The organism is Microbacterium sp. NPDC089189 (assembly GCF_040685095.1).
Lineage (GTDB): Bacteria > Actinomycetota > Actinomycetes > Actinomycetales > Microbacteriaceae > Microbacterium.
Map to the genome: position 1 here is coordinate 23,386 of NZ_JBFBHG010000005.1, position 26,147 is coordinate 49,532.

The following is a 26,147-nucleotide window of genomic DNA, read 5'->3' on the forward strand; positions in this document are numbered from 1 at the left end:
CTACCGGTAGTTGATGAACTGCAGGTCGACGTCGAGGTCGGCGGCCTTCAGCAGGCGCTGGACTTCCTGCAGGTCGTCGCGGGACTTCGACTGCACGCGCAGCTCGTCGCCCTGCACCTGCGACTTCACCGACTTGGGGCCCTCGTCGCGGATGATCTTGCCGATCTTCTTCGCGTTCTCCTGCGAGATGCCCTCTTTCAGGGTCGAGGTGATGCGGTACTCGCGGCCGCTGGCCGTGGGCTCGCCCGTCTCGAGGCTCTTCAGCGAGATCCCGCGCTTGATGAGCTTGGTCTGGAAGACGTCGAGCACGGCGTTCGCGCGCTCTTCGCTGTTCGCCTTGATGAGGATCGCTTCGCCGCTCCACTCGATGGACGCATCGGTGCCCTTGAAGTCGTAGCGCTGCTCGACCTCTTTACGCGCCTGGTTGAGCGCGTTGTCGGCCTCCTGCTTGTCGATCTTGGACACGATGTCGAACGAGGAATCTGCCATGCCGAGATTCTAGCGGCGGGGGCCGCGGCTGCTCCGCGGGTCGCTGCTCTCCTTAGAATTGCGCCATGCGGGCACTGACCGAGACCGACGTGCGCGGCGCCCTCGTCAACGCGGATGCGGACGAGCTGCGCGTGGCGTCGATGCCGCACGACTTCGTGCTGACCGACTGGGACCACCTGGATTTCTTCGCCTGGCGCGACCCGCGCACCCGGGGACGGGGGTATCTCGTGGCCGAGCGTGAGGGGCGCCCGGTGGGCGTGGTGCTCCGCGCCGCAGACGGCAGCAGCCGCGCGCGTTCCGCCATGTGCAACCTCTGCCACACGATGCAGCCGGCCGATCAGGTGGCGCTGTTCACCGCGCGCAAGGCGGGCGACGCGGGCGATCACGGCGACAGCGTAGGTACCTACATCTGCGCCGACCTGTCGTGTCATGAGAATGTACGTTTGGCGGCGCCGTTGGCGCCCAGCGAGATGAGGGCGAGCGTCGATCGGCGCATCGACGGCACGAGGCAGCGCGCGGAGGCATTCGTCGACCGCGTACGGGGGGAGTAGGGCATGGGGGAGACAGGACGCGTCGTCGTCGTGGGCGATGCGCTGATCGATGAGATCAGCGACCCGCAGGGGCACCGCGAGTTCGTCGGAGGAGCCGCGTTGAACGTGGCGGTGGGTCTCGCTCGCCTGGGGTGGCCGACCACGCTCATCGCCATGGTGGGTGACGACGAGCCGGGCGACCGCATCCGCGCCTATCTCGACGAGTTCGGCGTCGACCTGCTCGCATCGCCTTCCCCGCTCGGCACCGCGCGCGCGATCAGCACGCGTGACGCGGGCGGCGAGCCCGTCTACGAGTTCTCGGATGCGGCATGGCACCGGCGGATCTCCTTCGGCGACGCCGAACGCGCGGCCATCGCGGGCGCGGCGATCACGGTCGTCAGTTGCTTCCCGTTCGACGACCCGGTGCAGACGCTGGCGCTGGCCTCCGCGCTCGCCGAGGCCGACGGTGCCCTGGCGATCGATCCGAACCCCCGCCTGGGGATGCTGCACGACCGCGCGGATTTCGTCTCGGGCTTCGAGGCGCTCGCCGCGCTCGCGGATCTGGTGAAGGTGGGCGACGACGACGCCGAGCTGCTCTACGGCACGGCGCTCGACGAGCTGCGGGATCGGCTTCTCGCCCAGGGCGTGGGGGCGGTCCTCGCCACGCGCGGCTCGAGCGGTGCCGGAATGGCGACGACGGCCTTCGCTCTCGAGAAGCCGATCGCCTCGGCGCCCGGCCCGATCGTCGACACCATGGGGGCGGGCGACGCCGTGCTCTCGTCGGCGGTGTCGACGCTGCTCGTCGAGCACCCGGCGGATGAGGCGGCCTGGGCGGATCTCGTCGAACGCGCCATGCAGGTGGCCGCTGCGACCTGCCGATTCGAGGGTGCGCTGCTGCGGTTGCCCTCGGCGCTCAGCGGTCTCGAGGACGGCTCCTGACCGGCCGGATCCTGCCGGTTCGGCGCCGATTTCTGAGAGCGCGCCGCAGAGGGTAATATCGGTGATCGCGCCTCTGGTCGACTGAGAAAGCCGGGCGGGTGCGCGTTTGGCAGGTTACCCAAGCGGCCAAAGGGATCTGACTGTAAATCAGACTGCTCAGCATTCGGGGGTTCGAATCCCTCACCTGCCACCATCCACGAAGAACGGCCCCCGCCTGCGGGGGCCGTTCTTCGTTCACGGGCCGCGTCGGCCGAGAGGTTCGGCAGGGACGGGCGTGCCTCGCACCATGCGCCGTGCGCCGCGATGTTACGTCGAACTTGCGAGCACGCGGCGTCGTCGTGATGATCGGAGAAGTCGTAGCCACGCGAGGCCTCGCGCCCGGACGAAATGAGCCGGGCACGTTGCGGCTCTTGAGCACTGATTCAGCGGCCGTCCCGGCCCGCTCCAACAAGATCGGTTCGACGTGCGTCTGGCTTCCTCGCTCTCTCCCGTGTTCCCGCTGTTCTCCGTGGAGCGCACGCGCTTCGACGTCGACTACGAGCCGTCCGACAGCACGCGGATCACCACGAACTTCGCCAACCTCGCGCGCGGCGAATCGCGTCAGGAGAATCTCCGCAACGTGCTGCGGATGATCGACGACCGCGTCAACGAACTGGCGCCGTGGGACAACGAGGAGGGGGAGCGGTACTCCCTCGAACTCGACATCGTCTCCGTGGACGTCCGGTTCGACGGTGACGGCGATGGTGGCGGCGAGGCGTTCCCGATCATCGAGGTGCTGCACACGACGATCGTGGACCGGCTCACGGGCGCTCGTATCGACGGCATCCTCGGCAACAACTTCTCGTCGTACGTGCGTGACTACGACTTCAGCATCCTCCTTCCCGCATACAACGAGAATCGCGACGGCTTCGGGGTACCGGACGATTTCGGGCGGCTGCACGGGAATCTCTTCAAGGCGTTCCTCGAATCCGATGCGTACCGTCGCCTCTCTCGCAAGCCGCCGGTGATCTGTCTGAGCGTCTCGAGCAGCAAGACCTACCATCGGACGGACAATCGCCACCCCATCCTGGGGGTCGAGTACCGCCACGACGAGTCCTCGTTGACCGACGACTACTTCGGGACGATGGGGCTTCGGGTCCGATACTTCCTGCCCGACGGCGGCGTCGCACCGCTCGCGTTCTACTTCGTCGGTGATCTGCTGAGCGACTACAGCAACCTCGAACTGATCTCGACGATCAGCACGATGGAGAGCTTCCAGAAGATCTACCGACCCGAGATCTACAACGCCAACGCGGTGGCGGGCCGGCACTACCGCCCGCGCCTCGACAACGCGGACTACTCCACGACGCAGATCTCCTACGATCGCGAGGACCGCAGCCGACGGGCGGTGGAGCAGGGCACGTTCGCGGAGGAGAGATTCATCGCTCCCCAGCGCGCGGTGCTCGAGGAGTGGTCGGCCGCTTACGCCGCCCCGCAGGGAGGGCAGTCATGAACGCTCTGCTTCCGACCTCGACCGCGGGAAGCCTCCCCAAGCCGTCCTGGCTCGCACAGCCCGAGACGCTCTGGTCGGAGTGGAAACTGCCGGATGACGAGCTGGCAGAGGGCAAGCGGGACGCCCTGCGCCTGTCGTTGGCCGACCAGCGGGACGCCGGCATCGACATCGTGAGCGATGGCGAGCAGACCCGGCAGCACTTCGTCACGACCTTCATCGAGCACCTGGGCGGCGTGGACTTCGAAAAGCGCGAGACCGTCCGCATCCGCAATCGCTACGACGCGTCCGTCCCGACCGTTGTGGGGGCGGTCAGTCGCGACCGACCGGTGTTCGTCGACGACGCCCGCTTCCTGCGCGCGCAGACCGATCAGCCCATCAAGTGGGCGCTGCCCGGCCCCATGACGATGATCGACACCCTGTACGACGCCCACTACGGCAGCCGCGAGAAGCTGGCGTGGGAGTTCGCCGGGATCCTCAACCAGGAGGCCAAGGAGCTCCAGGCCGCGGGCGTCGACATCATCCAGTTCGACGAACCCGCGTTCAACGTCTTCTTCGACGAGGTGAAGGACTGGGGTGTCGCCGTGCTCGAGCGGGCGACGGAAGGCCTGACCTGCGACACCGCCGTCCACGTCTGTTACGGGTACGGCATCAAAGCCAACACCGACTGGAAGCAGACCCTCGGTGCGGAGTGGCGGCAGTACGAGGAGATCTTCCCCAAGCTCCAGGAGTCGAGCATCGACATCGTCTCGCTCGAGTGCCACAACTCCCACGTGCCGCTGGAGCTGATCGAGCTCATCCGCGGGAAGAAGGTCATGGTCGGCGCCATCGACGTGGCGAGCACGCACATCGAGACGCCGGATGAGGTCGCCGCCACGCTGAGGCGCGCGCTGCAGTTCGTCGACGCGGACCATCTCTATCCCTCCACGAACTGCGGCATGGCACCGCTGCGCCGCAGCGTCGCCCGCGCCAAGCTGCAGGCGCTGGGGGCGGGTGCGGCGATAGTCCGGCAGGAGCTGTCGGACTAGGTCACGGCGCCGGGACGATCGGCGTCGCCCCGGCCACCCGGTGGCCTCGTCGGATCGAACCACGCCACGTTCGCCGCGCCGTCCTCCATCCGCCACGTCCCGCGGACCCGGCCGCCGACCACCGCGACATTCGCGCCCCGCGAAACGACCGTGCGGTGCGCCGCGGGAACGATCGTCTCCTCTGCGGTGCCGGGACCGAAGACCCACCGGTCGTATCCGGGCAGGAGGTGCGCGTCGTCCGACGCCTCGTGCGCGCGCACGGCCGGCACGGTCGCCGTCAGCGCGGAGACCGACGCGTCGTCGACGTCGATCTGCGTGATCGTCGACCCGAGCGACGCGAGCCAGGCGTCCACGCGACGGCGGGGCACACTCAGACCCTCGGTGAACCAGCGATGGATCTGCGCTCTGCTCGCGGGACCGTACGCCGTCAGATACGCGGCCATCATCCGAGGGCCGGCCTCGTCGACCTCGGGCAGGCCCGGCCAGCCCGGCTGCAGCGCGAGCGACTGGAAGGTCGTCGTCCCGTCCCGACGCGGGCCGAAGCTCATCACGCCCTGCCAGGCGAGAGGCTTGAGGATCGTCTGCGACGGATGCGAGAAGTGCTCCCGCAGATGGGCGAAGCCCGACCGGGCCGCCACGGCCGCGGCGAGCTCCGATTGGGTGAGCGGGCCCGCTGACAGCGCGTCGGCGACGACCGTGCGGAGCTCGTCCCATCTCTCCGGCGCCAGCTCGTAGAACGTCTGCCAGGTCCGCCGCTCCCACTGCCTGCTCGCGCCCCGCAGAGCCAGGACGTCGGCGGCACCCGCCGGCGTCATCAGGTGCACCGCTCCGCCGAAGGCGTACGCGGCGATCAGCTCGCGCGACGCCAGTGCCGTCGCCACGGCATCGCGGTCGGCGGCGGCGAGGCGGATGCTCACCGACAGCTCCGGGTCGCCCGAGTTCGCGGGCACCGAGATCAGACGCCCCACGACCTCGGCGGCCGTGCGCGCCGGAGCGGTGAGGAACTGCTGGTCGGCGCGCCAGGCGAGCGCCCGATCCCAGGTGACCGTCATCGCGCTCCCTTCGCGGCGTCGCCGTCCGCGTCGACCGCGGGTTCATTGTGCTCCCGAACGCGCAGGAACGGGGAACAGCCGCCGCGGCGGTCCGTTCCCCGTTCCCCGTTCCTGCCCGAGACGAACAGGCGTCAGGTGTACCAGGTGGGCTCGGGCACGTCGCCGAGCAGCACGTACTCGCCGACCTCGCGCTTCTTGTAGGCGATCGGGTCGTGCAGGCTGTGCGTGCGCAGGTTCCGCCAGAAGATGTCCAACCCCACGGCGCTCGCTGACGCGCGGGCGCCCGTCAGCTCGTAGACCTTCGTGGCGACCTCCAGCCCGTCGTCGACGATGCGCGTCTTCCCGGCCGCGATCCGCACGGCGATCTCGCCCCGGCGCCGCTCCGTGAGCTCTTCTCGAGGAGCGTGCAGGACGCCGCTGATCTCGGCGCCGACGGCATCCAGGAGCGCTTCATCCGCCCAGATCTTGGACTGCAGCTCGCCGTAGCCTTCGAGGACGTACCATTCCTCGCTGGCGTGCTGCTTGTTGTCGCCGCCGTACGGCCACGCGCGGGTCGTGCTGCGGGTGTAGGCGGATGCCGTCTCGAGGGCTCCTTGCGCGATGCCCAGATAGAAGTTGGCGAAGACCAGCTGGATGGCCGGCACGTTGAGCGTGTTGTAGGTGAGCGGCTGGAACACCCGGTCGACGAAGCCCGCCGCCGCGGCCCACGGCACGCGGACATCCCGGATCTCGACGGACCCCGACTCCGTCAGCCGCTGGCCGAGGCTGTCCCAGTCCCCGGCGAAGACGATGCCCTCCTGCGCGGTCGGGACGATCGCGAAGATGTGCGTCTCGGTGCCCTCGAGCACCCCTTCGAGCACCGTGAGGTCGGAGATCTGGCCTCCCGTGGAGAACGACTTGCGGCCCGAGAAGACCAGCTCGTCACCGTCCTCCCGGATCGTGAGGTCGGAGTCGCGCGGGTTCACCGCGCCGCCGAAGAGGAAGTTGTTGCTCGTGTACAGCTCTTCGACCGCGGCGATCTGGTCCTCGGTGGCCACGAGTCGTGCCGCCCACGCCCAGAGGTAGTGGTAGCCGAGTACCTGGCCGATCGAGCCGTCGCCGCGCGAGACCGCCCGGATGACTTTGTAGGCGGTGTCCCAGCTCTCGCCGGCGCCGCCGTGCGCGACGGGGCCGAGCAGGGTGACGAGACCCGCGTCCTTCAGGAGTCGCACCTCGGCATGGGGCGTGGCGCCCGCGCGATCGCGTTCGACCGCGTCGACGGCGAGGATGTCGGCGACCTCATCGGCGCGCGCGATCCACGCGGCGCTACCCTGAGGGCGGGCTGCGTCCCGCCAGCGGTCGGTGAGGTCGGTGGTCACTGGATCCGTGATTGTCACGTTCTTGCCTTTCCGGTTCGGTGATTCGGTGATTCGCCTCGATCGGGTGCATCCGGTCGAGCACGTCTTCGTCAGAGCGCGGTGGGGCGCAGCTCGGCGCCCGTGCGCGCCAGGTCGGCTTCGAGCTCTCGCACGATCGGGATGACCCGGGTGCCGAAGGCCTCCACCTCTTCGATGAAGTGGAGGAAGCCGAGCAGCAGCAGATTCACGCCCCGCTTCTTGTACTCGATGATGCGTCGGGCCACCTGTTCCGGGTCCCCGATGAGCTGCGTCCGGAAGCCGTCGTTGTACTGCACGAGGTCCTCGAAGCTCGAGTCGGCCCACATCCCCTTCTTGTCGGATGTGGAGGCGCCCGCCTGCTGCACCGAAGCGCGGAAGCCCTCGACCGACTCGACGTCGGCATGGGCGATGATTTCGCGCAGGACATCGCGCGCCTCGGCCTCGGTGTCACGGACGATCGCGAAGCCGTTCAGCCCGAAACGGACCGTGCGGCCGTGCTCGGCGGCGATCTGCGTGACCTCGTCGTACTGCTCGGTGAAGCCATCGAAGTCCTTGCCGTTCGAGAAGTACCAGTCGGCGTGCGCGCCGCCGTTGAAGCGTGCTGCGGTCGAGTTGCCGCCCTGGAAGATCTCGGGATGCGGGCGCCCCGCCACGGGGTACGGGCCCGGTCGCAGCGTGAACCCGTGGGTGCGGTAGAAGTCGCCGGCGAAGTCGAACTTCTCCTGCGTCCACAGGCCGCGGAGCACCTCGATGAACTCGGCGGAGCGCCGATAGCGCTCGTCGTGCTCGAGCCAGGGCAGACCCAGGTCGACGTACTCGTCCTTGAACCAGCCGCTGACCACGTTCACGGCCGCGCGGCCGTGGGAGAACTGGTCTGCCGTGAGGATGAACTTGGCCAGCACGGCCGGCTCCCAGAGACCCGGATGCACGGCGGCGATGACCTTGAGCTTCTCGGTCGCCAGCAGCAGCGCAAGGCTGGTGCTGGTGGATTCGTGCTGCTGCGCGGCGCCGTAGCTCGACGCGTAACGCACCTGACTGAGCGCGTACTCGAAGCCGACGCGTTCGGCCGTGCGGGCCAGCTGGACGTTGTAGTCGTAGTCCCACGATGTGCGCTGCTCGATGGAGCTGACGACGAGGCCGCCGCTCACGTTCGGCACCCAGTAGGCGAACTTCAGCGGCTCGTGAAGGGACGTGCGAGTCATGTGCGGGTTCCTCTCCGTTGCGTTCCACGCGCAAAGGTAGGCGCGAGTCCGGGCGAGGACACCGTTGTTACCGGAGGTGATCCCGCGTTACCGGAGGTGACGGGGCCACGGCTCGCGCATCGGATGTCGCAGGACTGCGACACATCCGAGACAGCTCCGCGACCACCCGCCCTCGCGCAGTCGATACCTTCGACTCGTGACGAAATCCCCCCGATCCGCCGCACGATCCGCCGCCGTCCTCGCTCTGGCCGCCATCGTCCTGGCGGGGTGCGCCCCGGAACCCGCCCCCGTCTCCTCGACGCCCGCCGCATCCGCGCCCGCGCCCACCGCGACGTCGACGCTGCCCGCGGTCGCCGGCTACGCCCCTGGCGACGTGCCCCCGGTGCCGTTGTTCACGATGCCGGACCTGAGCCTGCTCGACGAGTCCCTGGGCGGATTCGCCATCACGCTCGATCGTGAGATCGCGCCCCGTCCGGGGCTCGACATCCGCCCCGCCGCCTGCGGAGACGTGCGCGAGCGCGCCGCGGGCCGGGGCACGGCCCTGCTCTACGGCGACGGGTCCGGCTCGTTCAGCGGCCCCGACGGGGAGATCCGCAACTACGGCGACGGCTCCGGCACCTTCACGGTCGGCGGGGTCACCGCGACGGTCTACGGCGACGGATCGGGGTCGTACACCTCGCCCGACGCCCAGATCTGGAACTACGGCGACGGTTCCGGTCAGGTCACCACATCCGAGGGCGAGACCTGGGTGTACGGCGACGGGTCCGCGTCGCTGAAGACCGACACCGTCGAGCACTGGAACTACGGCGACGGCTCCGCGCTGTACCGCGACCCCGAGGTCGAGATCCACAACTACGGCGACGGGTCGGGCTCGTACACGACGGCGGGCTTGGAGATCTGGAACTACGGCGACGGCACCGGCGCCGTCAACGGCGTGCCGACGCAGGTCGAGCCGCTCGCCCCCGAGGCGCCGGTCGGCGTGTTTCCGCCGCTCGGCACCCTCGCCCCGCTCACCTCGTGCGGCACGACGATCACGCTGCAGGACGGCGTGCTCTTCGACTTCGACAAGGCGGACGTGCGATCGGATGCCGCTGCGGTGCTCGATGAGCTCGCCTCGGTCATGGCGGAGCTCGGTGTGCCGGCGGCGGAGATCGGCGGGCACACCGACGCGATCGGCACCGACTCCTACAACCAGACGCTCTCGGAGCGCCGCGCGCAGGCCGTGGTGGCGGCGCTCACGGAGCGCGGCGTCGATGCCGACCTGAGCGCCGTCGGCTACGGCGAGACCGCACCCGTCGCGCCGAATGAGATCGACGGCGCCGACAACGCGCCGGGGCGCCAGCTCAACCGGCGCGTCGAGATCTTCATCCCGGCGTTCTGAGAGGACGACATGATCACGCGCAGAGGGATGACGGTGGCACTGTTCATCGCCGCGACGGCGACACTGAGCGGATGCTCGATCGGCTACGTACCGCCCGGAGACGCCGCGTCGGCACCGGCGGCATCGCCCACGCCCACCCCGACGCCGTCCGCGCCGCCGAGCGCCGCGGCCCCGTCGGCGTCGGGCGACGACCCCGCGGCGGATCTGCGCGCCGAGTACGAGGCGGCGGCGAACCGGATCAGCTGCCCCGGCGGCACCCTCGTGGTGAGCGAGGCGGCGGCGGTCGTGTCGGTCGCGGAGGACTGCGACAGCATCCGCATCGCCGCGAGCGGCACCGTGGTGCTCGCGGCGGGAGTCGGCACCCTCACGGTCGAGGGTGCGGCCAACCGCGTGCAGGTGGTGTCGGCCGAGGCGATCGACGTCGCCGGCAGCGGGAACGATGTGCGGTGGCAGACCGGCGAGCCGCGCGTGAGCGACACGGGAGCCGGCAACACGATGCGTCCCACGACGGAAGGCTGACCATGACCTCTCCCTACGCCCCGCCCGCGGTGGTCTACGTCCCGCGCCCGACGAGCGGTCTGGCCATCACCTCGTTCGTGCTCGCGCTGTGCGGCCTGAACCTGCTCGCCGTGATCTTCGGCCATGTCGCGCTCGGGAGCATCCGGCGCACGGGCGCCTCGGGCGCCGGCTTCGCGATCGCCGGGCTCGTGATCGGCTACCTGACGCTGATCGCGCTCGTCGTGGTCGCCATCGCCGTCGTCTGGCTCACGGTCTGGGCGGTGAACGTCCGATGACCGAGGCGCCGCGTCCGCGCGTGCTGCTCGTCGACGACGAGGAGGCCATCACCGCGACGCTCTCGCCCTTCCTCGAACGCAGCGGCTTCGAGCTGCGCGTGGCGGCCGATGGCATCGACGCACTGGCGGCGCACGCCGACTTCGCCCCCGACATCGTCGTGTCGGATGTGCTCATGCCCCGCATGGACGGTCGCGAGCTCGTGCGGCGCCTGCGCCAGGCGGATGCGTGGACGCCCGTGATCATGCTCACCAAGGTCGATGCGTCGTTCGAGCGGACGGCCGCCCTCGAGGACGGCGCCGACGACTACCTGGGCAAGCCGTTCGATCCTCCGGAGCTGGTGGCCCGCATCCGCGCCGTGCTGCGGCGGACGTCGGCGGGCGGGCGGCCGCTGACGGCATCCACCGTGCTCGTGAGCGGGGCGCTGCGCCTGGACCGTACGGCGCGACGGGCGACGAGAGAGGGCGTGGTCGTCGAGCTGACGCCCAAGGCCTTCACCCTGCTCGAGTACCTCATGTCGCACCCCGACGAGGTGCACACGCGGGATCACCTGCTCGAGGCGCTGTGGGGATTCGAGTTCGCCGTGACGACGCGCGCCGTCGACCACCGTGTCGCCGAGCTCCGCCGCGCGCTGGGCGACGACCCGCAGCACCCGCGGTGGGTCGAGACCCTGCCCGGTGTCGGCTACCGCTTCCTGGCCCCCGTGAGCACCTCATGACAGCGCCGACCTCGGGCCGTGTCGCCCGCCTCGCGATCTCTGCCGTGCCGGTGCTCGTCGCCGTCGTCCTCGCCGTCGTGGTGGTGCTGGCCGGCGGCAACGGCACCCTGGTGCTCCAGGTTCCACTCGCCAGCGCCCTGATCCTCACGGGGGTCGCCGCGACCGTCGTGCTCACCGTGCTCTGGGGCCTCCGGCCGTGGCGCGCGCGCCGACGCGCCGCGCAGCTGGCGACGGCCCGCGAGGAGGGAGCCGCCGCCGAGCGCGACGCGCACCGCCGATTCCTCGGCCGACTCGACCACGAGCTCAAGAACCCCGTCACGGCGATCCGTTCGGCGCTCGCCGCGGGTGAGCAGACGCCGCCGCAGAACCTCGTGATCGCGTCGGCGCAGGCGGCCCGGCTCGGCTCCCTCGTCACGCAGCTGCGCGCGCTGTCGGCGCTCGAGACGCGGGCGCTCGAGAGCTCGCGGGTCGACATGACCGCCCTCGTCGCCGAGGAGACGGCTGCGGTGCGCGATGAGCTGCAGGCGCGGGGCGTGCGCCGCGACATCCAGATGACGTTCCCCACCGTGCCGTGGCCGCTGCCCGCCGTGCAGGGAGACCCCGATCTGCTGTCGGTGGCGGTGCGCAACCTCCTGCTGAACGCGGCCAAGTACTCCGACGACGGGGCCCGGATCGAGGTGCGCGGCACCGAGGACGGCGCGCACGCCGTGATCGAAGTGGCCGACACCGGATGGGGGATCGACCCGCAGGACGTGCCCTTCGTCTGGGACGAACTGTGGCGGGCGGCGCCGGCGCGCGGCGTGGAGGGCAGCGGGCTGGGCCTCTCGCTCGTGCGGGTGGTGGTGCAGCGCCACGGCGGCGACGTGTCGCTGCGCTCGCTGCGCGGCCAGGGCACGAGCGTGCGGATGCGGCTGCCGCTGGCTCCCCGTTGACCCAGCGCATCACGGTGTCGTTCCGAAGCTGTGCACAAACCCGTGCGCCGGCACCGCGCATGCCAGGATGACAGGGCGGGCGTGTGCCCGCGGGAGGAGCACCGAGATGACAGCCCCGCAGCCGCAATCGCCCACGCCGCCCACCGAGGAGGCGAGCGCAGGCCCGTCCAAGCTCATCCGCTCCGCGATCTGGGTGGCGATCGGTGCCCTCATCGCCGCCGCCCTCGTGAGTGTCGTCTGGGTGCTCATCGGCGCGCAGAACGGCATCGTCGGCCGTGCGTTCCTCACGATCTTCCTGCTCGCCGCCTTCGCGGGCGTCGCGATCCTCGACGCGCACCTGGCCCCGCGCCGACCGGGATGGTTCGCGCTCACCAGCATGATCGGATGGGTCGTCTCGCTGCTGATCGGCGCGTTCCTCATCTGGATGCCCGAGCGCACGTACACGTACTACACCGGCAGCTACGAAGAGTACGACTCTCCGCTTTATCCGCGGCCGTTCGACGGGTTCACCCGATTCCTGGTCTTCCTGCTGATCGTTCTGATCATCCAGCTGGCTGTGCTGCACGTGCGCCTCTACGCGAAGGCGATCCTGCGGGTGCCGACCACCTTCAACAAGGTCGTCGGCTACATCACGATCGGTCTCGTGGCCGTGCTCGTGATCATGCTGGTGCTGCCGCTCACGCTGTTCGAGTGGGTCGAGTTCTTCGAGATCTACTGGCGGATCGTCGTGGCGATCAGCATCCTCGCCGCCGTCGGCACCGCACTCGTCCCGCTCGTGAACGTGCTGTTCGGACCCAGGCGACCGCGCCCCACGGCCCCGCCGCTGCAGGCGTGGCCGACCTACGCCGACGGCGTGACCCCGCTGCCCGTGCTGCCCGACGGCTCGCCCGACTGGCAGGCGTACTACACGGGTTACCCCACCGGCTACGCGCCGCAGGGCCAGCCCCCGGCGGCGCCGTACCCGGGTGCCGCGCACGCCGCGGAACCCGCGATCACGCCGTCGGAACCGCCCGCGGCGCCCGCTCCTTCGGCGTACGGCGACTACCCGCCGCCGCCTCCGCTCCCGCCGCGCTGAGCGCGCGACCCACGCGCGGCGCTCCGCCGTCAGCGGGCCAGCAGTTCCCGCGCCGCCATCGCGGCGTTGTGGCCGCCGATCCCGCTGACGGCACCGCCGCGCTGGGCCGACGCCCCGCAGCGCAGAATGCGGTGGTGCGCGGTGTCGACGCCCCACCGGGCAGCGGCCGAGTCGTCATCCGTCTCGGTGCGCCAGGGCCACGACAGCGGGCCGTGGAAGATGTCGCCGCCCGTCATCCCGAGCGACTGCTCGAGGTCGCCGGTCGTGCGCGCCTCGATGCACGCGGCGCCATTGGGAGCCGTCATGACGCAGTCCGCGATCGGCTCGGCCAGCACGGTGTCGAGCGAGCGCTGCGCCGCCGCCAGGAGCTCGGCCCGCACGAGCGCAGGGTCGGAGCCGGCGAGGAGTCGGTGCGGCACCTGCAGCCCGAACAGCGTCATGGTCTGCGCTCCGGCGGCGCGCAGCTCCGGCCCCAGGATCGAGGGGTCGGTCAGCGAGTGGCAGTAGATCTCGGCGGGTAGCGGGGAGGGGATGCGTCCCGCCACCGCCTCGGTGTACGCGCGGTCGAGCTGCGTCATCGTCTCGTTGACGTGGAAGGTGCCCGCGAACGCGGCGGCGGGGTCGACGGTCTCGTCGTGCAGACGCGGCAGGCGGTGCAGCAGCATGTTGACCTTGACCTGCGCACCCTCCGGCGGCGTGTGCTCGGGGATGTCGGCGCCGCCCGCGCGCAGCAGATGGTCGAGCACGGCCGGGCCGACGCCCGAGAGCACCAACCGGCCGGTGACGACGCCCGGCTCTTCTCCCGCGTAGGTCACCTCGCCGTCGGGTGTCACGGCGGTGACGGGGGACGAGGTGCGGATGTCGGCCCCGGCGTCGCGGGCCGCGCGTTCGAGCTCGGCGCTGACCCGCCCCATCCCGCCCACGGGCACGTCCCAGTCGCCGGTGCCGCCGCCGATCACGTGGTACAGGAAGCAGCGGTTCTGGCTGAGGGAGGGGCCGTCGGCGTTCGAGAACGTGCCGATCAGCCCGTCGGTGAGGGCGACGCCGCGCAGCAGATCGGTCTGCAGCGCCGAGCGGATGACGCCGCCCAAGGGGCGCGCGGTCACCGCATCCCAGAGGTCGTCGTCGCCGACGGCGCGCCGGACGTCCGCCGCGGAGGGCAGCGGGTCGGTCATCGTGGGGAAGACGGCCTGGGCCAGAGGCGCGAGGTCCCCACCGAACGCGCGATACCGCGCGGCCTCGTCGGCGTCGCCGGTCGTGCGGACGATGGATGCGGCGGTGGCGGCCGCATCCGCCGTGTCGATGAGAACGCCGCGCGAGGGATCGGACGGATCCGGTGTGTAGGAGGAGAAGCGCCGTCGCCGCAGATCGATCGACAGGCCGAGGTCGTCGATGATCCGGCGGGGGAGGAGGCTCACGAGGTACGAGTACCGCGACAGGCGCGCGGCGACTCCCGCCCACGGCTCCTCCGACACGGCGGCCCCGCCGACCGAGCTCTGCGCCTCGAGCACCACGACCCGGTGTCCGGATCGGGCGAGGTAGGCGGCGGCGACCAGGGCGTTGTGACCCCCGCCGACGATGACGGCGTCGTGGGTCGGCGTGGGCATGACCATGCCTTCACGCTATCGGGGAGCCCCGTCGCGTCGCGATGCTCGCGCCGGGCGGAGTCCGGCCGCGCGGTAGCGTGGGATGCATGACCACCCCGCTCGAACTGCAGTCGCTCGCCGTCGAGATCGCGCGGGAGGCGGGTGAGCTCGCCGCACATCGGCGTCGCGAAGGCGTCAACATCGCCGCGACGAAGTCGGCGCTCGCCGACATCGTCACCGAAGCCGACCGCGAGGTCGAAGAGCTCGTGCGCCGACGGCTCCACGAGGCGCGGCCCGGCGACGGATTCCTCGGCGAGGAGTCCGGGGGCGCCGACAGCGAGACCGGCCTCACCTGGGTCGTCGATCCGATCGACGGCACGGTCAACTACGCCTACGGCATCCCGGCCTACGCCGTGAGCATCGCCGCCGTCCAGGGTTCTGCCGATCCCGCCACCTGGCAGGCGCTCGCCGGGGCCGTCTTCAATCCGGCGATCGACGAGCTCTTCGTCGCCGCGCACGGCGAGGGGGCGCGGCTGGTGTCGTCGATCGAGGGGGAGCGCGCGCTGCGCGTCGCTGCGGAGGCGCCGGCCGCCGGTGCGCTGGTGGGCACGGGGTTCGGATACGACCCGGCGACCCACGCCGCCGCGCTGGACCAGCTCGCCACCGTCATGCCGATCGCCCGTGACCTGCGCCGCATCGGCGCGGCGTCGTTGGATCTGACGGCGGTGGCCGCCGGCCGGCTGGACGCCTACTACGAGCGTGGTCTTCACCCCTGGGACATGGCCGCCGGGTCGCTGATCGTGGCTGAGGCCGGTGGGCGATTCGCCTGGATCCCGGGGCACCCGTCCGGGCGGGCGATGACCATAGCAGCAACGCCCGCGCTCTTCCCGCGGTTGTCCGAGATCCTCTCGGCTTGATACGCGTGCATGGCTTTCTCAGCCGTCGCGCGCTAGTGTTTACCTATTCGTTATCTTCGTTACCCGAACGAGGATGAGCACCTCCTTCCGTTTTCCCCGTCGCTGCCCGAGCGACCACGACCGAGGCTGACTGCGCGTTGACATCTGATACCCCCGAGGCTGGAACCGCTCCCACGCGACGCTCCAGCCGCATCCGCTCCGCCGCGGCGGCGTCGTCGGGGACCCCTCGTCCGAACGTCGAGCCCATCGAGCTGCTCGTCGTGGATGAGGCCGCCCCGGCCGTCGAGTCGGCCCCGCCCGCCCCGCCGCTGACCCGCCGTCGCGCGCGCGAGCTGGCGCGCCCCGTCGCCGAGACGCCGGTCGATGTCGCCCTCGCGGCGATCGACGACGTCGACACCACCGTCCCCGAGATCGACGTGGTCGCCGTCGATGCAGCCGCCGTTCCCGACGAGCTGCCCACGGTCGAGGCCGACGATGCCGACCAGGCCTTCACCGACGCGGTCATGGCCGACGAGGCCGAGGCGCACGCGATCGTCGACGAGTTCGAGGCCGCCGCACGGCTCTTCTCCTTCACGGGCGAGACCCCCATCCAGGTCGCTGCCGCAGCGATCGACGAGGATGAGGACCAGCCCGCCATCACCGGAACCACCCCCACACGCGGGCCGCGCCGCCGGTTCTCGGGTGCCGCGTTCCGTCGCGCCACCACGGCATCCGCCACGGTCGGCGCGATGGGCATCGTGGGCCTTCTCGCGATCGGGATGACGACCCCCGCCGAGGCCGTCGCCGGCGCCGGCAACAGCGCGGCGACCGCATCCGTCTCGCTCGCGTCGAGCTCGTCGCCCTCGGCCGCGTCGAAGAAGAGCATCGCCGCCGACGAGATCCAGGCGTACGTGAGCCCGGCCGACTCGCAGGTGGTCGCGCTGGACCGCAGCGAGTACGCCACCGCATCCACCGCCGACATCGCCGCCGAGTCGGGCATCAGCCACTACTCCAACTTCTTCACCAACAACGCGAACAGCGCCATCCAGTGGCCCTTCGCGGTGGGCGTGTCGATCAGCTACGGCTTCGGCGTGCGCAGCGGCGTGATGCACGACGGACTCGACTTCACCCCCGGTGAGGGCGCTCAGATCCAGGCCGTCGCCGACGGCGTGGTGCGCACCGCCACCGAGAGCGGCGGCGGGTACGGCGTGATGATCATCATCGACCACGTCATCGACGGTCAGCTCGTGTCGACCCGGTACGGCCACATGCAGTACGGCTCGCTGAAGGTCAAGACCGGCGACACCGTCAAGGTCGGGCAGATCATCGGCCTCGTCGGCGACACCGGTCACTCGTTCGGCGCGCACCTGCACTTCGAGGTGCTCGAGAACGGCACGACCGCGATTGACCCGCTGCCGTGGCTGCGTCAGCACGCCGGTGGTTGAGCGAGACGCGCCGGAGTTCACGGTGAGCCGTTCGCTCTGATAAACTTTTCTGGTTGCCCGGATTACGGTCCGGGAAGCGCCCCGATAGCTCAGTGGTAGAGCACTTCCATGGTAAGGAAGGGGTCGACAGTTCAATCCTGTCTCGGGGCTCGCAGTATCCGTTCGTCGAATGCCGTGCGGCAGGGTAGCTCAGTTGGTGAGAGCGCACGACTCATAATCGTGAGGTCGCGGGTTCAAGCCCCGCTCCTGCTACAACCGAAAACCCCCGGAATCCCGGGGGTTTTTGCGTGGTGGGTTAGCTGCTTTCGTCAGCCGGGAGTGCCGTGCCCACGTTTTTCTCACACTTCCTTGAGGCGCTCTCGACGCGAAGGCCGCGAGTGGCTGTCTATTAGGTCGTTGGGGTATCTGGAGGTGAGACGTTCGACGGTCGTTCACGAGAGCGGCCGGCAGAGTGGGCGCTGGCTTCTCGATCGAGCGCTGAGATCCTCGCCGAAGAGATCGGCGTAGACGTCGAGGGTCATTGCGAAAGAAGCGTGACCGAGCATCCGCTGCACGGCTTTCACGTTAGCGCCGGACGACGGGGCGAAGCTTGTTGCCGTGTGCTGGAGATCGTCCGGGGCGATGATCGGGATCGTCGGACCCTCGATCCGCACCGTGACGAGCGTGTAGCCGAGCCGTAGCGTGCCTGACCGCGGAGCACGTATCTCCGCACAAAATACTCGTAGCCTGACCAGGTGGTGGGGTTCACGCTCACGAGAGTGCTGACCCTCCTCTCGCCCATTCGCTCAAAAGGATGCGGGCGCTGGAGGCCGAAACGAACTCGCCTGTCGCCTTCATGTTCTCGACGGACGCGAGAAACTCCTCAGCCTCCCGCTTCGTGCGAAAGCCACGCTTGTCCGTTTGTTGCTTCGTCGGGGTTTCGATACCGCACGCGTTAGCGGCGACCCTTCGTAGTGTCGTACGACTCGATCGTGGCCATGCGCCATCCTTCGATCACGAGCAGCATGCGGTGCGACCCGACCGTCAAGGAATCGGTGCGGATTGGATGAGAGTGGATGACGACGTGAGGGCGCGACCGTCTAAACGCAGATGCTCCCGGAGGAGGGGGCTACTCGCCCTCGCGCAGCCACCTATAAACGGCGTGTCGCCGGTTATAGGCAGAGTCCAGTGGGTCGTCGAGAAACACGCCTTTCGGCACTTCGACGTCAATGAGTTCGCCTTCATGCGCAGATCGGACTTCCGCGAGATTAAGGAGCTCCGAAGCATTGTCGTGGTCAAAGCCACTCAGGCGCGAGATGGGCGTACGGGTGCCTATCGACGTGGAGATGTTGACGAACAGGCACAGTGCGTCGATGTCACCGACCCGTTCTCTGACGTCCTGGAACCACAGCTGGAAGCCCGGTAGGTCAACGAAGAACCATCGCCAGGCCGCCGTCCTCTCGCGGTGTCCCATTGTTGCGGGGTTTGTGTCGGACAGGTACGTGTTCAGAGCCGTTCGGAATGCTCCTCGCGTGGGGTCGTCAAGGAGCACGGGAGAGCTGGGCTCGCCGTCGTACTCCCGGCAGGCCCGTTCCACCACTATCGACATGAGTGTCGCGTCTTGCTCGGCGAGCGCTCGCACGCTGGCGGCGGTGTCGGCCGCGTCGAGAAGCCGCATCTGCAGCGCGAGGATTGCCTCGAAGCGTCGAGCGGGATCGATGATGTCGTTGTGCTCCGGGACAGCCGAGTGAAGGGAAGCCAGCCACTCAATGAGGCTCACCGATGACCGACTGATCGGCTCCAACTCTCTCGCCACCTTGTCTAGGACCAACGCGGGCTCGAAAGCTATCACTCGACGGATCTCGGCGTCCGCTTCGTCCGCGTTTTGGCCCGCCTGATGCGCCTCGATACTTGCCCTGACCGTCGCGTCCGCCACGTCATCTTCGGTGAGGCCGAAGCTGAAGTACCGATCGAAGTACTTTTCGTTCGCCACTCCGCGCGGTCGGGCGCCACTCGATGCGCTCGACCCAGCCCAGACGCTTGCGAATGCGGGGAACAAGTAGCTAACGGCTGATGCGACGCCCTCGAGGTCCTTCTCGCGCGTGCCTGCTTGTTTGAAGCTCGTCCGCCACTCGTCAGCACGAGCGCGCAACTGTTCTCTGTTTGCGTCTGAGCGTGCAAGTGCGCGGGGCAGGTCGCTGCCGGTCAACTCTCCGCGATGCGACTGAAGCAACGCGTAAACGCCGGGTTCTAGCGTGCGCAGCCACGTCAGAACGAAGAAGTCAGGAAGGTCCAACTCGTCGGACATCGATGCTGAAAGAAGCCGGAGCTGGGTGAAGAACCTTTTCAGCGCTCGCGGGGTGTTGAATCGCTCGGCGAGGAACGAGAAATACGCAGTCGAGAACCGCTCCGTATCGGGCACGCTTAGCGACAATCCACCGTGGTCAGCGAGTTCTTCTAAGCCGCGGTTCGTGAGACGCAACGCATCGGTAGGACGCAAGTGGGGAATATCGAAGCGGACCTGTACGACCTTCTCCATATACTCTCGCGCTCTCGAGAGGGAGTGCTTGCCGACCAAGCTGGTTCGGCTGAGAACATCTAAGACGGTGGACTCGTCGTACGACAGCAAGTAGTGCACGTGAGGCAGCCGCCCGAGCTGGCGCACGAGCTTGAGCGTGAGGAGCAACTCCTCAGCGGTCACACGATCGAGATCGTCGATAACGACAAGAATGGGCGTGGCGGCGGACACCAGCGCCTTCTCAAGCTTCGCGCGGCTCGCAGCGGCGCTTGAATCTGGGTCGACAAGATCAGCCGCCGCCGCGATGGCTTCCGTCATGTTCGTACCCGCGAGGGCTCCTATGACCCCGAGCGGAGCAACCGCCCGTCCGAAAGCCGCGACGCGAGAACGGACCTTGCTCAGACTCGCTTTCTTCTGAAAGGCAGCCGCGAGCTCGTTGAAGAATCCGAGCTGCAATGACGAGGGGTCGGCGTAGTCCCATGGGTTGAACTTCACCGTCACCCAGCGAGGCTTGCGTTCGTCGGTGACTGCGCGACGGGCGAGCCAATCGAGAATCGAGGTCTTTCCGGTTCCCCACGGTCCGACGAGGCTGAAGACCGTCGACGACTTTAGCGAGTGAGATTCACGGATCACGTCCCAGACACGCTCGACGAAATCCTGTCGCCCAAGCCCGCCAGCCACATCAGCTGCGGCGTCATCTGAGAACCACGTCGTCTCGTTCAACCGATCCACTCCCCGAGCGAAGTCCTACAGGCGCAGCTCCGTCAGAAGCTCACGTAGTTGCGGTTGTCGTAAAGGAAGAAAGTCGTCGCAGACTCTGGAACGACGTAGGCGGCATACCCCGTGAATGACGAGCCGGGATATAGCGTCGGACCTTCCCAGAGGGACGCCATATCGTCCCCGAAGCTCGTTGCCTCGCTGGAATATCGGTTGCCTTCGCCTGTCGCGAGGTAGAGGTCCCATTCGGCGAGCGATGGCTCGACGCCGTCGGGATCGATCCCGGTCATGGTTAGCTCGATCACGACGTACTTGAAGCCGGCGGGGGCGTCGGAGTTGAACATGTTCCACTCCTTGACTGCTGCGCCAGCATTCGCGTCGACGATGCGGCCGGTGAGCGTGTACTTTTCGCCGCCCAAGAGTCCGCGAGCGGTGTATGGCTGCGGATAGGGGTGGGCTACGGTCCCGTCTGCCGCGGCGGGCTGTTGCTCGGCCGGAGTTGGTTCGGGCTGCGGCTGTTCGGGTTCCGGCGTCGACTCGGGCGCTTCTGGGGTGGCCGAGGCGCTTGCGGACGACTGCGGAGCAGAGTCCGTGTCGAGGTCAACGCGGGCGCCCGAGTTCAGGATGCTGGTGAATCCGATCGTCACTATGAGCCCTGTCAGCAGTCCGACGGCGCCCAGAGCGAGACCCGTGATGGCGAGTCCTTTCGACTGTTTCTTCACCAACGCGAGGACGCCTGCGGCGACTGCGGTTATCGCGAGGATCAGGCCTAGCCAGGGCAGTAGCCCCGTCAGAAATGCGGCGCCACCCAACACGATTGCAGCGATTGCCCAGCCTTTAGAGGCGGCAGGCCCAGGAGCGGGTGCCTGGGCGTCGGGGAACTGCTCCGGTGGGCTGGGTATGACAGCGGTGGGCGCCATGGGCGCGCCTTCGTGCCACTGCGTGCCGTCCCAGTAGCGAAGCTCGTTGTTTGCGTGCGGTGCTGGGTACCACCCAGCAGGCGTCTGGTTTGTCATTTCTCCCCCAAGAAGACAAGCACGTACGTTTCGGGTCGTACGTTGTCTGAACTCTAGCCGAGATGTGACCGAGCCATTCGACTATCGGCCGCACCGCGGCCGCGCCGCGGACCCAGCGTTTCTGTGACCCATCGCAGCTGGCTCGAGTGGTCACCAGAACGCTCGCGGCAAGCAATCCACTCGGAGCGTTCTGCAGATTGAAACCCCCGGTTTTCCGGGGGTTTTGTCGTATTCGGCGGGTCCGGGCGGTGTGTCTGATGGGCGATGCGCCGATGGCGGAGCAGTGACCTGACCGACCCGCGGCTCAGGTCAGCACGGGTCGCTCGTCGGTTCCCTTGATGACCCAGTAGACCGTCGCGAGCGCGAGGACGCCGACGATCGGGCCGAGCAGTGACCCGAGGGCGGGGCCGAGCGGGGCGTGGCCGGACGCGAAGACCGAGACGTCCCACAGGCCGTGCAGCACCATCGCTCCGATGAGGGAGCCCGTCACGCGCCTCACGATGTAGAACGCGGTGCCGGAGGCGAACGCCAGGCCCGCCTGCGCGAGAGCGCCGCCCAGCGGTGCGCCGAGGAGCGCGTTGATGAGGTGCATGCCGCCGAAGAGCGCACTCGTGATGAACCAGACCCACGCTTCGCGAACCTGCGGTCGGAGGCCCGTGAGCAGGAGGCCGCGTGCCATCAGCTCCTCGTTGAAGCCGACCAGGATGCCGAGAGCCGCCAGCGACAGGAGGAAGGACGCGTCGAACTGCGACCAATCCGTGGTGACGACGTTGATGAGCACTCCGACGAGCATGAGGATCGGCACGAAGATCGGCCATCTGTGGCGCGAGCGGCGTCGCTCCGTGAGGGCGGGTCGCCACCACCCGAGGGCGGCCGTGACGATGATGAGGAACACGGCGCCGACGGCGAGGTCCAGGACCGCACCGCGCCAGGTGGAATCCGCCGAGGTGCCGATGTCCGTGAACGGCACGCCGCTCATCAGCGAGACGACGAGGATGATGAGGACGTAGCCCGCCCAGACAGCCAGGCCGATCCAGACGCGGGGGGTGACGCGCATGCGCACGAGCCTTTCGTTCACCGGAGATTCCGACTCACCCTAGCGAGCCGCGGCACCTTGCCGGCGTCTGTCCGCGGACGGCTACTGGTTGCCGATGTTCTTGTCGATTCGGTCCCGCACCTCGTCGACCTTCTGGTGGTGCTTCTCGGGCGCGACCTTCTTGATGGCGTCTGCGGCGCCGCTCAGCAGCTTGTCGCTCACATCTTCGGCCTTCTCGCTCTTGAGCGCCTCTTCGATCTTGTCGCGATTCTGCTCGAACATCTGCTTGCCCTTGTTGATGATGTCGTCGACGCCCACGGCGGTTCCTCCTCGATCGGATCTGTGCCACTACTCTGCCGATCGCGCCCGCGCGGGGCGAGGGCTTGACGGCGTGCCGATGAGGGCGTTCGGAACGGGGGCCCGCACGCAGCACGGTTAGCGGGCACGACGAGGGTGCGCAACCCGCATCGCGCTTCCGGAGTCGGTCCGTACGGTGGCCGACACGACGCCCGGACTCGGGCGCTCGGATGACGAGGGAAGAGGCCCCGATGGGCGATGCAGACAACCGGGGAGTCGCCGTGGTCACGGGCGGCAGCGCGGGGCTCGGACGCGCCACGGTGCGCGAGCTCGCGGCGCGCGGCTGGGACGTCGCGGTGCTCGCGCGGGGTCAGGACGGCATCGACGCGACGGTCGACGAGGTGCGCGCCGCCGGTCGGCGTGCGGTCGGCGTGAGCGTCGACGTCGCCGATGCGGCGGCGGTGGATGCGGCGGCGGACCACATCGAGGATGCTCTGGGCCCGATCACGCTCTGGGTCAACAACGCCATGGCCGGGATGATCGCGGAGTTCCTCGACACCACCGCATCCGACTTCGAGCGCGCCACTGCCGTGACGTACGGCGGCGCGGTGAACGGTACCCGGTCGGCGCTGCGCCGCATGGTGCCGCGGGGCCGCGGACACGTCATCCAGATCGGCTCGGCGTTGGCGCACCGCGGCATCCCGCTGCAGGCGGCCTACTGCGGAGCCAAGCACGCCATCCACGGGTTCACCGACTCGGTCGTCTCGGAGCTCACCCGCAACGGCAGCGAGGTCGCGGTGTCGATCATCGACATGCCTGCGCTCAACACCGTGCAGTTCAACTGGGTGGCATCCGATTTCTCGAAGCACCCGCAGCCGGTGCCGCCCATCTTCCAGCCCGAGGTGGGTGCGCGCGCGGTGGCCGATGTGGCCGATCGCCCGCGCCGTCGCACCTGGGTGGGGGAGTCCACGGTCGGCCTCGTGCTGGGCACGCGCTTCGCCGGGCGGTTCATGGACTGGTATCTCGCCAAGAACGCCTACGACGGCCAGTTCGCCGTCGACCACCACGAACCCATGCTCCCCGCCAATCTCTACGAGCCGGTGACGGGCGATCACGGTGCGCGCGGCGTCTTCACCGCGGAGGCCCGATCCGGCAGCCTCCAGACATGGGCGATCCGCCACCGCCGGGCGCTCGGGGCGGCGGGTGCGCTTGCGGGCGCGGCGGCGGCCGTGATCGGATGGGGCGCCGTACGGCGCGCGAACTGAGAGGACGACCACCCATGTCACGCAACGTCCGAGCAATGGCCTGCACCCCGGAAGACGTCTTCCGTGTCTTCGAGAACGGATGGCTGTTCCCCACCTGGGTCGTCGGCGCCTCGCGGATGCGGGATGTCGCCGACTCCTGGCCGCGCACCGAATCACGCCTGCACCACTCGTTCGGCGTCTGGCCGGCGCTCATCAACGACACCACGAGCGTCGTCGAGTACGACCCGCCCCGCCGCTTCGTGCTGCGGGCGCGCGGCTGGCCGATGGGCGAGGCCGAGGTGGCGCTGGATGTGCGGCCGACGGCGGACGGATGCGTCGTGCAGATGGTGGAGCACGCGGTCGCAGGCCCCGGCGCCCTCATCCCCCGCCCGCTGCTCGACATCCCGCTCGTCCTCCGCAATGCCGAGACCCTCCACCGGTTGGCGTACCTCGCCGAGGGGATGGCGCCCGCGCCGACGGGGGAGACCACCGCCGAGGCCGAACCCGGAACCGGCGAGCCCTCCTCGTGAGCGCACCGCTCGACGCCGTCATCGTCGGCTCGGGCCCCAACGGGCTCGCCGCGGCGGTGACGCTCGCGCGCGCCGGGCGCAGCGTCCGCGTCTACGAACGGGCCGAGGCGCTCGGCGGCGGCGCGTCATCCGCGCGCCTGACACTGCCCGGATTCCTGCACGACGTGTGCTCGGCCGTGCACCCCATGGCGTTCGAGTCGGGCTTCTTCCGGGAGTTCGATCTGGCATCCCGCGTCCGCTTCACCGTGCCGGAGGTCTCGTACGCCCACCCCCTCGATCACGGCCGCACGGCGCTCGCCTATCGCGACCTCGACCGGACGCGTGATGCGCTGGGCGTGGACGGCGCGGCCTACGCCCGGCTCATGCGGCCACTGGCGGAGCGCGCGACGGCGGTCGCCGAGTTCACGGGCGGGCCCCTCCTCCGATGGCCCCGCGATCCGCTCACGGCCGTGCTGTTCGGAACACGCGCGCTCGAGCAGGGCACGCACGCGTGGAATCTGCGGTTCCGCGAGGAGCGGGCACCCGCCATGCTCACGGGTGTCGCGGCCCACACGATCCTCGATCTGCCGAGCCTGGCGGGCGCGGGCGCCGGGCTGGCGCTGGCCGCCTACGGCCACGCGCGGGGGTGGCCGATCCCGATCGGCGGCAGCCAGGCCATCGTGGACGCCATGGTCGCGGACATCCGCGCCCACGGAGGCGAGTTCGTGGTCGATCACGAGGTGACGTCGCTGGCAGAGCTGCCTCCGGCCAAGGCCGTGCTGCTCGATGTCACCCCCGCCGCACTGCTGCGCCTCGCCGGCGACGCCGTTCCGCCGCGGTACCGTGCCGCGCTCGAGCGGTTCCGTTACGGCGGCGGCGTCGCGAAGGTCGACTTCGCGCTGTCGGAGCCCGTGCCGTGGGCGGACCCGGAGGTGGGGCTCGCGGGCACCGTGCATGTCGGCGGTACGCGCGCCGAAATCGCGGCGTCCGAGAACGCCGTCGGGCGAGGCCGGGTGAGCGACAACCCCTACGTGCTGGTCGCGCAGCCGTCGCTCTTCGATCAGACGCGCGCTCCCGCAGGGTCCCACACGCTGTGGACCTACACGCACGTGCCCGCCGGCAGCGACCTCGACCGGGAGGAGGCCGTAGTCGCGCAGATCGAGCGGTTCGCGCCCGGCTTCCGAGACACGATCCTGGCGGCCCGTTCGCGCAGCGCCGTGGATGTGGCCCGCTACAACCCCAACTACCCCGGAGGCGACATCTCGGCCGGCGCCCCCACGCTGCCGCAGATGCTGCGCCGGCCGGTCGCCGGCTCCGATCCGTGGCGCACCCCCATCCCCGGCGTCTACCTCTGCTCGGCGTCGACGAGTCCGGGACCGGGCGTGCACGGGCTCAACGGCTGGTACGCGGCGCGCAGCGCCCTGCGCCACGAGTTCGGGACGCTCACCGCTCCCGACCTCTCTCCCGTCTGAGCCTCAGCGGCGCGGGAGGCTCGACCAGTTCGCGTCGATCTCCCGCGGTGTGCGGCGCGAGAAACGCGCCCGCACCCGGACACCGGGCTCGGGCCAGAAGCGCCGGTCGAAGACGAACTCGGTCACCATCGTCTCGGACGGGAAATCGGGCGCTTCGAGGAGGAGCTCGACCGTGCAGGCCTGGTAGCGTCCCCGTCCCGCCGGATCGGTTGCCGACACCACGCGCACGGTGCCCACCCAGGCATCGGCCATCGGGTCGCCGGTGGCGCGCTCGAGCGCTGCCGCCGCCTCATCCACCCAATCCTCCACACCCGCAGCGTATCGGCCCCGTGTTACGGCGGTGCGACACATGCGGAGCCCCCTGTGATGGGGGCCGATAGGCTGCGGGAGGCCCCCGGGCCGCTCCGCAGCACCGCTCACCGAAGGGCC

The 26,147-nt window shown here is 69.3% G+C and carries 26 protein-coding genes, 3 tRNA genes and 2 pseudogenes; 18 read left to right on the top strand and 13 right to left on the bottom strand.

Going from position 1 to position 26,147, the window contains the following annotated elements:
• Complete coding sequence (locus AB0N73_RS04115) at window positions 1-489, bottom strand: YajQ family cyclic di-GMP-binding protein (protein WP_363560661.1); 489 nt, start codon at window positions 487-489, stop codon at window positions 1-3.
• A 65-nt stretch (window positions 490-554) separates the two neighbouring features.
• On the opposite strand from AB0N73_RS04115, the gene AB0N73_RS04120 reads away from it, so the two are divergent.
• From AB0N73_RS04120 to AB0N73_RS04140, 5 genes are all read left to right on the top strand, one after another.
• On the top strand, window positions 555-1,040 hold the full coding sequence (locus AB0N73_RS04120; protein ID WP_363560663.1) for an FBP domain-containing protein: 486 nt from the start codon (window positions 555-557) through the stop codon (window positions 1,038-1,040).
• Between the two features lie 3 nt (window positions 1,041-1,043).
• Window positions 1,044-1,958 carry a PfkB family carbohydrate kinase gene (locus tag AB0N73_RS04125; RefSeq protein ID WP_363560665.1) on the top strand — a complete coding sequence of 305 codons (915 nt, stop codon included), beginning with the start codon at window positions 1,044-1,046 and terminating at the stop codon, window positions 1,956-1,958.
• Window positions 1,959-2,066: 108 nt separating this feature from the next.
• Window positions 2,067-2,151, top strand: a tRNA-Tyr gene (locus AB0N73_RS04130).
• A 270-nt stretch (window positions 2,152-2,421) separates the two neighbouring features.
• Entirely contained in the window at window positions 2,422-3,450 is a 1,029-nt protein-coding gene (locus tag AB0N73_RS04135; protein WP_363560667.1) for a putative oxygenase MesX, read from the top strand.
• On the top strand, window positions 3,447-4,475 hold the full coding sequence (locus AB0N73_RS04140) for a methionine synthase (protein WP_363560669.1): 1,029 nt from the start codon (window positions 3,447-3,449) through the stop codon (window positions 4,473-4,475). Before AB0N73_RS04135 ends, AB0N73_RS04140 begins: the two co-directional genes overlap by 4 nt.
• Here the strand turns inward: AB0N73_RS04140 and AB0N73_RS04145 are convergent.
• The 3 genes from AB0N73_RS04145 to sfnG form a co-directional block, all read right to left on the bottom strand.
• Window positions 4,472-5,527: a crosslink repair DNA glycosylase YcaQ family protein gene (locus tag AB0N73_RS04145; protein ID WP_363560671.1), complete on the bottom strand. Its 1,056-nt coding sequence runs from the start codon at window positions 5,525-5,527 to the stop codon at window positions 4,472-4,474. The two genes, AB0N73_RS04140 and AB0N73_RS04145, sit on opposite strands and share 4 nt — an antisense overlap.
• Window positions 5,528-5,658: 131 nt before the next feature.
• Window positions 5,659-6,903, bottom strand: coding sequence for an acyl-CoA dehydrogenase family protein (locus AB0N73_RS04150; RefSeq protein WP_363560673.1), 1,245 nt, complete (start codon window positions 6,901-6,903; stop codon window positions 5,659-5,661).
• A 71-nt stretch (window positions 6,904-6,974) separates the two neighbouring features.
• The gene (gene sfnG / locus AB0N73_RS04155) at window positions 6,975-8,105 is read right to left on the bottom strand and encodes a dimethylsulfone monooxygenase SfnG (protein ID WP_363560675.1); all 1,131 of its coding nucleotides are present in this window, start codon (window positions 8,103-8,105) and stop codon (window positions 6,975-6,977) included.
• Between the two features lie 196 nt (window positions 8,106-8,301).
• Here sfnG and AB0N73_RS04160 point away from each other — a divergent pair, with 196 nt between their 5' ends.
• The 6 genes from AB0N73_RS04160 (at window position 8,302) to AB0N73_RS04185 (ending at window position 13,003) form a co-directional block, all read left to right on the top strand.
• Window positions 8,302-9,486 (top strand): OmpA family protein, encoded by a 1,185-nt coding sequence (locus AB0N73_RS04160; protein WP_363560677.1) that lies wholly within the window; start codon window positions 8,302-8,304, stop codon window positions 9,484-9,486.
• Window positions 9,487-9,495: 9 nt separating this feature from the next.
• Window positions 9,496-10,005 (top strand): DUF3060 domain-containing protein, encoded by a 510-nt coding sequence (locus tag AB0N73_RS04165; RefSeq protein WP_363560679.1) that lies wholly within the window; start codon window positions 9,496-9,498, stop codon window positions 10,003-10,005.
• A 2-nt stretch (window positions 10,006-10,007) separates the two neighbouring features.
• The gene (locus AB0N73_RS04170) at window positions 10,008-10,280 is read left to right on the top strand and encodes a DUF4190 domain-containing protein (protein ID WP_363560681.1); all 273 of its coding nucleotides are present in this window, start codon (window positions 10,008-10,010) and stop codon (window positions 10,278-10,280) included.
• On the top strand, window positions 10,277-10,996 hold the full coding sequence (locus tag AB0N73_RS04175) for a response regulator transcription factor (RefSeq protein WP_363560683.1): 720 nt from the start codon (window positions 10,277-10,279) through the stop codon (window positions 10,994-10,996). Before AB0N73_RS04170 ends, AB0N73_RS04175 begins: the two co-directional genes overlap by 4 nt.
• Window positions 10,993-11,928: a HAMP domain-containing sensor histidine kinase gene (locus tag AB0N73_RS04180; RefSeq protein ID WP_363560685.1), complete on the top strand. Its 936-nt coding sequence runs from the start codon at window positions 10,993-10,995 to the stop codon at window positions 11,926-11,928. The genes AB0N73_RS04175 and AB0N73_RS04180 overlap by 4 nt, the downstream gene beginning before the upstream one ends.
• Before the next feature lie 106 nt (window positions 11,929-12,034).
• Entirely contained in the window at window positions 12,035-13,003 is a 969-nt protein-coding gene (locus tag AB0N73_RS04185; protein ID WP_363560687.1) for a hypothetical protein, read from the top strand.
• A gap of 29 nt (window positions 13,004-13,032) precedes the next feature.
• On the opposite strand, the gene AB0N73_RS04190 is transcribed toward AB0N73_RS04185, so the two are convergent.
• Complete coding sequence (locus tag AB0N73_RS04190) at window positions 13,033-14,616, bottom strand: NAD(P)/FAD-dependent oxidoreductase (RefSeq protein WP_363560689.1); 1,584 nt, start codon at window positions 14,614-14,616, stop codon at window positions 13,033-13,035.
• An 80-nt stretch (window positions 14,617-14,696) separates the two neighbouring features.
• Here AB0N73_RS04190 and AB0N73_RS04195 point away from each other — a divergent pair, with 80 nt between their 5' ends.
• The 4 genes from AB0N73_RS04195 (at window position 14,697) to AB0N73_RS04210 (ending at window position 17,182) form a co-directional block, all read left to right on the top strand.
• Entirely contained in the window at window positions 14,697-15,506 is an 810-nt protein-coding gene (locus AB0N73_RS04195) for an inositol monophosphatase family protein (RefSeq protein WP_363560691.1), read from the top strand.
• Between the two features lie 137 nt (window positions 15,507-15,643).
• Complete coding sequence (locus tag AB0N73_RS04200) at window positions 15,644-16,930, top strand: M23 family metallopeptidase (protein WP_363560693.1); 1,287 nt, start codon at window positions 15,644-15,646, stop codon at window positions 16,928-16,930.
• A gap of 78 nt (window positions 16,931-17,008) precedes the next feature.
• Window positions 17,009-17,080: transfer RNA gene (locus tag AB0N73_RS04205), tRNA-Thr, on the top strand.
• A gap of 28 nt (window positions 17,081-17,108) precedes the next feature.
• A tRNA-Met gene (locus AB0N73_RS04210) sits at window positions 17,109-17,182 on the top strand.
• 179 nt (window positions 17,183-17,361) lie between these two features.
• Here AB0N73_RS04210 and AB0N73_RS04215 read toward each other — a convergent pair.
• The 7 genes and pseudogenes from AB0N73_RS04215 to AB0N73_RS04245 all read right to left on the bottom strand — a co-directional run.
• Window positions 17,362-17,559, bottom strand: a pseudogene (locus AB0N73_RS04215) (site-specific integrase); the annotation flags it as partial.
• A gap of 121 nt (window positions 17,560-17,680) precedes the next feature.
• Window positions 17,681-17,854 (bottom strand): Arm DNA-binding domain-containing protein, encoded by a 174-nt coding sequence (locus tag AB0N73_RS04220; protein ID WP_363560905.1) that lies wholly within the window; start codon window positions 17,852-17,854, stop codon window positions 17,681-17,683.
• 184 nt (window positions 17,855-18,038) lie between these two features.
• Window positions 18,039-20,150: a P-loop NTPase fold protein gene (locus AB0N73_RS04225; protein ID WP_363560695.1), complete on the bottom strand. Its 2,112-nt coding sequence runs from the start codon at window positions 20,148-20,150 to the stop codon at window positions 18,039-18,041.
• Window positions 20,151-20,191: 41 nt separating this feature from the next.
• Complete coding sequence (locus tag AB0N73_RS04230; protein WP_363560914.1) at window positions 20,192-21,064, bottom strand: DUF4190 domain-containing protein; 873 nt, start codon at window positions 21,062-21,064, stop codon at window positions 20,192-20,194.
• Window positions 21,065-21,076: 12 nt separating this feature from the next.
• Window positions 21,077-21,160: pseudogene (locus tag AB0N73_RS04235) on the bottom strand (DUF2510 domain-containing protein); the annotation flags it as partial.
• Window positions 21,161-21,464: 304 nt separating this feature from the next.
• On the bottom strand, window positions 21,465-22,217 hold the full coding sequence (locus AB0N73_RS04240) for a CPBP family intramembrane glutamic endopeptidase (protein WP_363560697.1): 753 nt from the start codon (window positions 22,215-22,217) through the stop codon (window positions 21,465-21,467).
• Window positions 22,218-22,298: 81 nt separating this feature from the next.
• A complete protein-coding gene (locus tag AB0N73_RS04245; protein WP_363560699.1) occupies window positions 22,299-22,514 on the bottom strand; it encodes a hypothetical protein in 216 nt (71 codons plus the stop codon).
• 230 nt (window positions 22,515-22,744) lie between these two features.
• Here AB0N73_RS04245 and AB0N73_RS04250 point away from each other — a divergent pair, with 230 nt between their 5' ends.
• From AB0N73_RS04250 to AB0N73_RS04260, 3 genes are read left to right on the top strand one after another with little or no spacing between them, the layout of a single operon-like run.
• Window positions 22,745-23,758: an SDR family oxidoreductase gene (locus tag AB0N73_RS04250; protein ID WP_363560701.1), complete on the top strand. Its 1,014-nt coding sequence runs from the start codon at window positions 22,745-22,747 to the stop codon at window positions 23,756-23,758.
• A gap of 14 nt (window positions 23,759-23,772) precedes the next feature.
• Window positions 23,773-24,267: an SRPBCC family protein gene (locus tag AB0N73_RS04255; protein ID WP_363560703.1), complete on the top strand. Its 495-nt coding sequence runs from the start codon at window positions 23,773-23,775 to the stop codon at window positions 24,265-24,267.
• Window positions 24,264-25,718 (top strand): NAD(P)/FAD-dependent oxidoreductase, encoded by a 1,455-nt coding sequence (locus tag AB0N73_RS04260; RefSeq protein ID WP_363560705.1) that lies wholly within the window; start codon window positions 24,264-24,266, stop codon window positions 25,716-25,718. The genes AB0N73_RS04255 and AB0N73_RS04260 overlap by 4 nt, the downstream gene beginning before the upstream one ends.
• Window positions 25,719-25,721: 3 nt before the next feature.
• On the opposite strand, the gene AB0N73_RS04265 is transcribed toward AB0N73_RS04260, so the two are convergent.
• Complete coding sequence (locus tag AB0N73_RS04265) at window positions 25,722-26,027, bottom strand: hypothetical protein (protein ID WP_363560707.1); 306 nt, start codon at window positions 26,025-26,027, stop codon at window positions 25,722-25,724.
• Between the last annotated feature and the right edge of the window lie 120 nt (window positions 26,028-26,147).

Coding starts and splice junctions, on each gene's coding strand:
- AB0N73_RS04240 (WP_363560697.1), bottom strand. CDS start 22,217: ATGCGCGTCACCCCCCGCGTCTGGATCGGCCTGGCTGTCTGGGCGGGC.
- AB0N73_RS04165 (WP_363560679.1), top strand. CDS start 9,496: ATGATCACGCGCAGAGGGATGACGGTGGCACTGTTCATCGCCGCGACG.
- AB0N73_RS04125 (WP_363560665.1), top strand. CDS start 1,044: ATGGGGGAGACAGGACGCGTCGTCGTCGTGGGCGATGCGCTGATCGAT.
- AB0N73_RS04145 (WP_363560671.1), bottom strand. CDS start 5,527: ATGACGGTCACCTGGGATCGGGCGCTCGCCTGGCGCGCCGACCAGCAG.
- AB0N73_RS04170 (WP_363560681.1), top strand. CDS start 10,008: ATGACCTCTCCCTACGCCCCGCCCGCGGTGGTCTACGTCCCGCGCCCG.
- AB0N73_RS04190 (WP_363560689.1), bottom strand. CDS start 14,616: ATGGTCATGCCCACGCCGACCCACGACGCCGTCATCGTCGGCGGGGGT.
- AB0N73_RS04140 (WP_363560669.1), top strand. CDS start 3,447: ATGAACGCTCTGCTTCCGACCTCGACCGCGGGAAGCCTCCCCAAGCCG.
- AB0N73_RS04250 (WP_363560701.1), top strand. CDS start 22,745: ATGGGCGATGCAGACAACCGGGGAGTCGCCGTGGTCACGGGCGGCAGC.
- AB0N73_RS04175 (WP_363560683.1), top strand. CDS start 10,277: ATGACCGAGGCGCCGCGTCCGCGCGTGCTGCTCGTCGACGACGAGGAG.
- AB0N73_RS04115 (WP_363560661.1), bottom strand. CDS start 489: ATGGCAGATTCCTCGTTCGACATCGTGTCCAAGATCGACAAGCAGGAG.
- AB0N73_RS04120 (WP_363560663.1), top strand. CDS start 555: ATGCGGGCACTGACCGAGACCGACGTGCGCGGCGCCCTCGTCAACGCG.
- sfnG (WP_363560675.1), bottom strand. CDS start 8,105: ATGACTCGCACGTCCCTTCACGAGCCGCTGAAGTTCGCCTACTGGGTG.
- AB0N73_RS04185 (WP_363560687.1), top strand. CDS start 12,035: ATGACAGCCCCGCAGCCGCAATCGCCCACGCCGCCCACCGAGGAGGCG.
- AB0N73_RS04195 (WP_363560691.1), top strand. CDS start 14,697: ATGACCACCCCGCTCGAACTGCAGTCGCTCGCCGTCGAGATCGCGCGG.
- AB0N73_RS04255 (WP_363560703.1), top strand. CDS start 23,773: ATGTCACGCAACGTCCGAGCAATGGCCTGCACCCCGGAAGACGTCTTC.
- AB0N73_RS04230 (WP_363560914.1), bottom strand. CDS start 21,064: ATGGCGCCCACCGCTGTCATACCCAGCCCACCGGAGCAGTTCCCCGAC.
- AB0N73_RS04180 (WP_363560685.1), top strand. CDS start 10,993: ATGACAGCGCCGACCTCGGGCCGTGTCGCCCGCCTCGCGATCTCTGCC.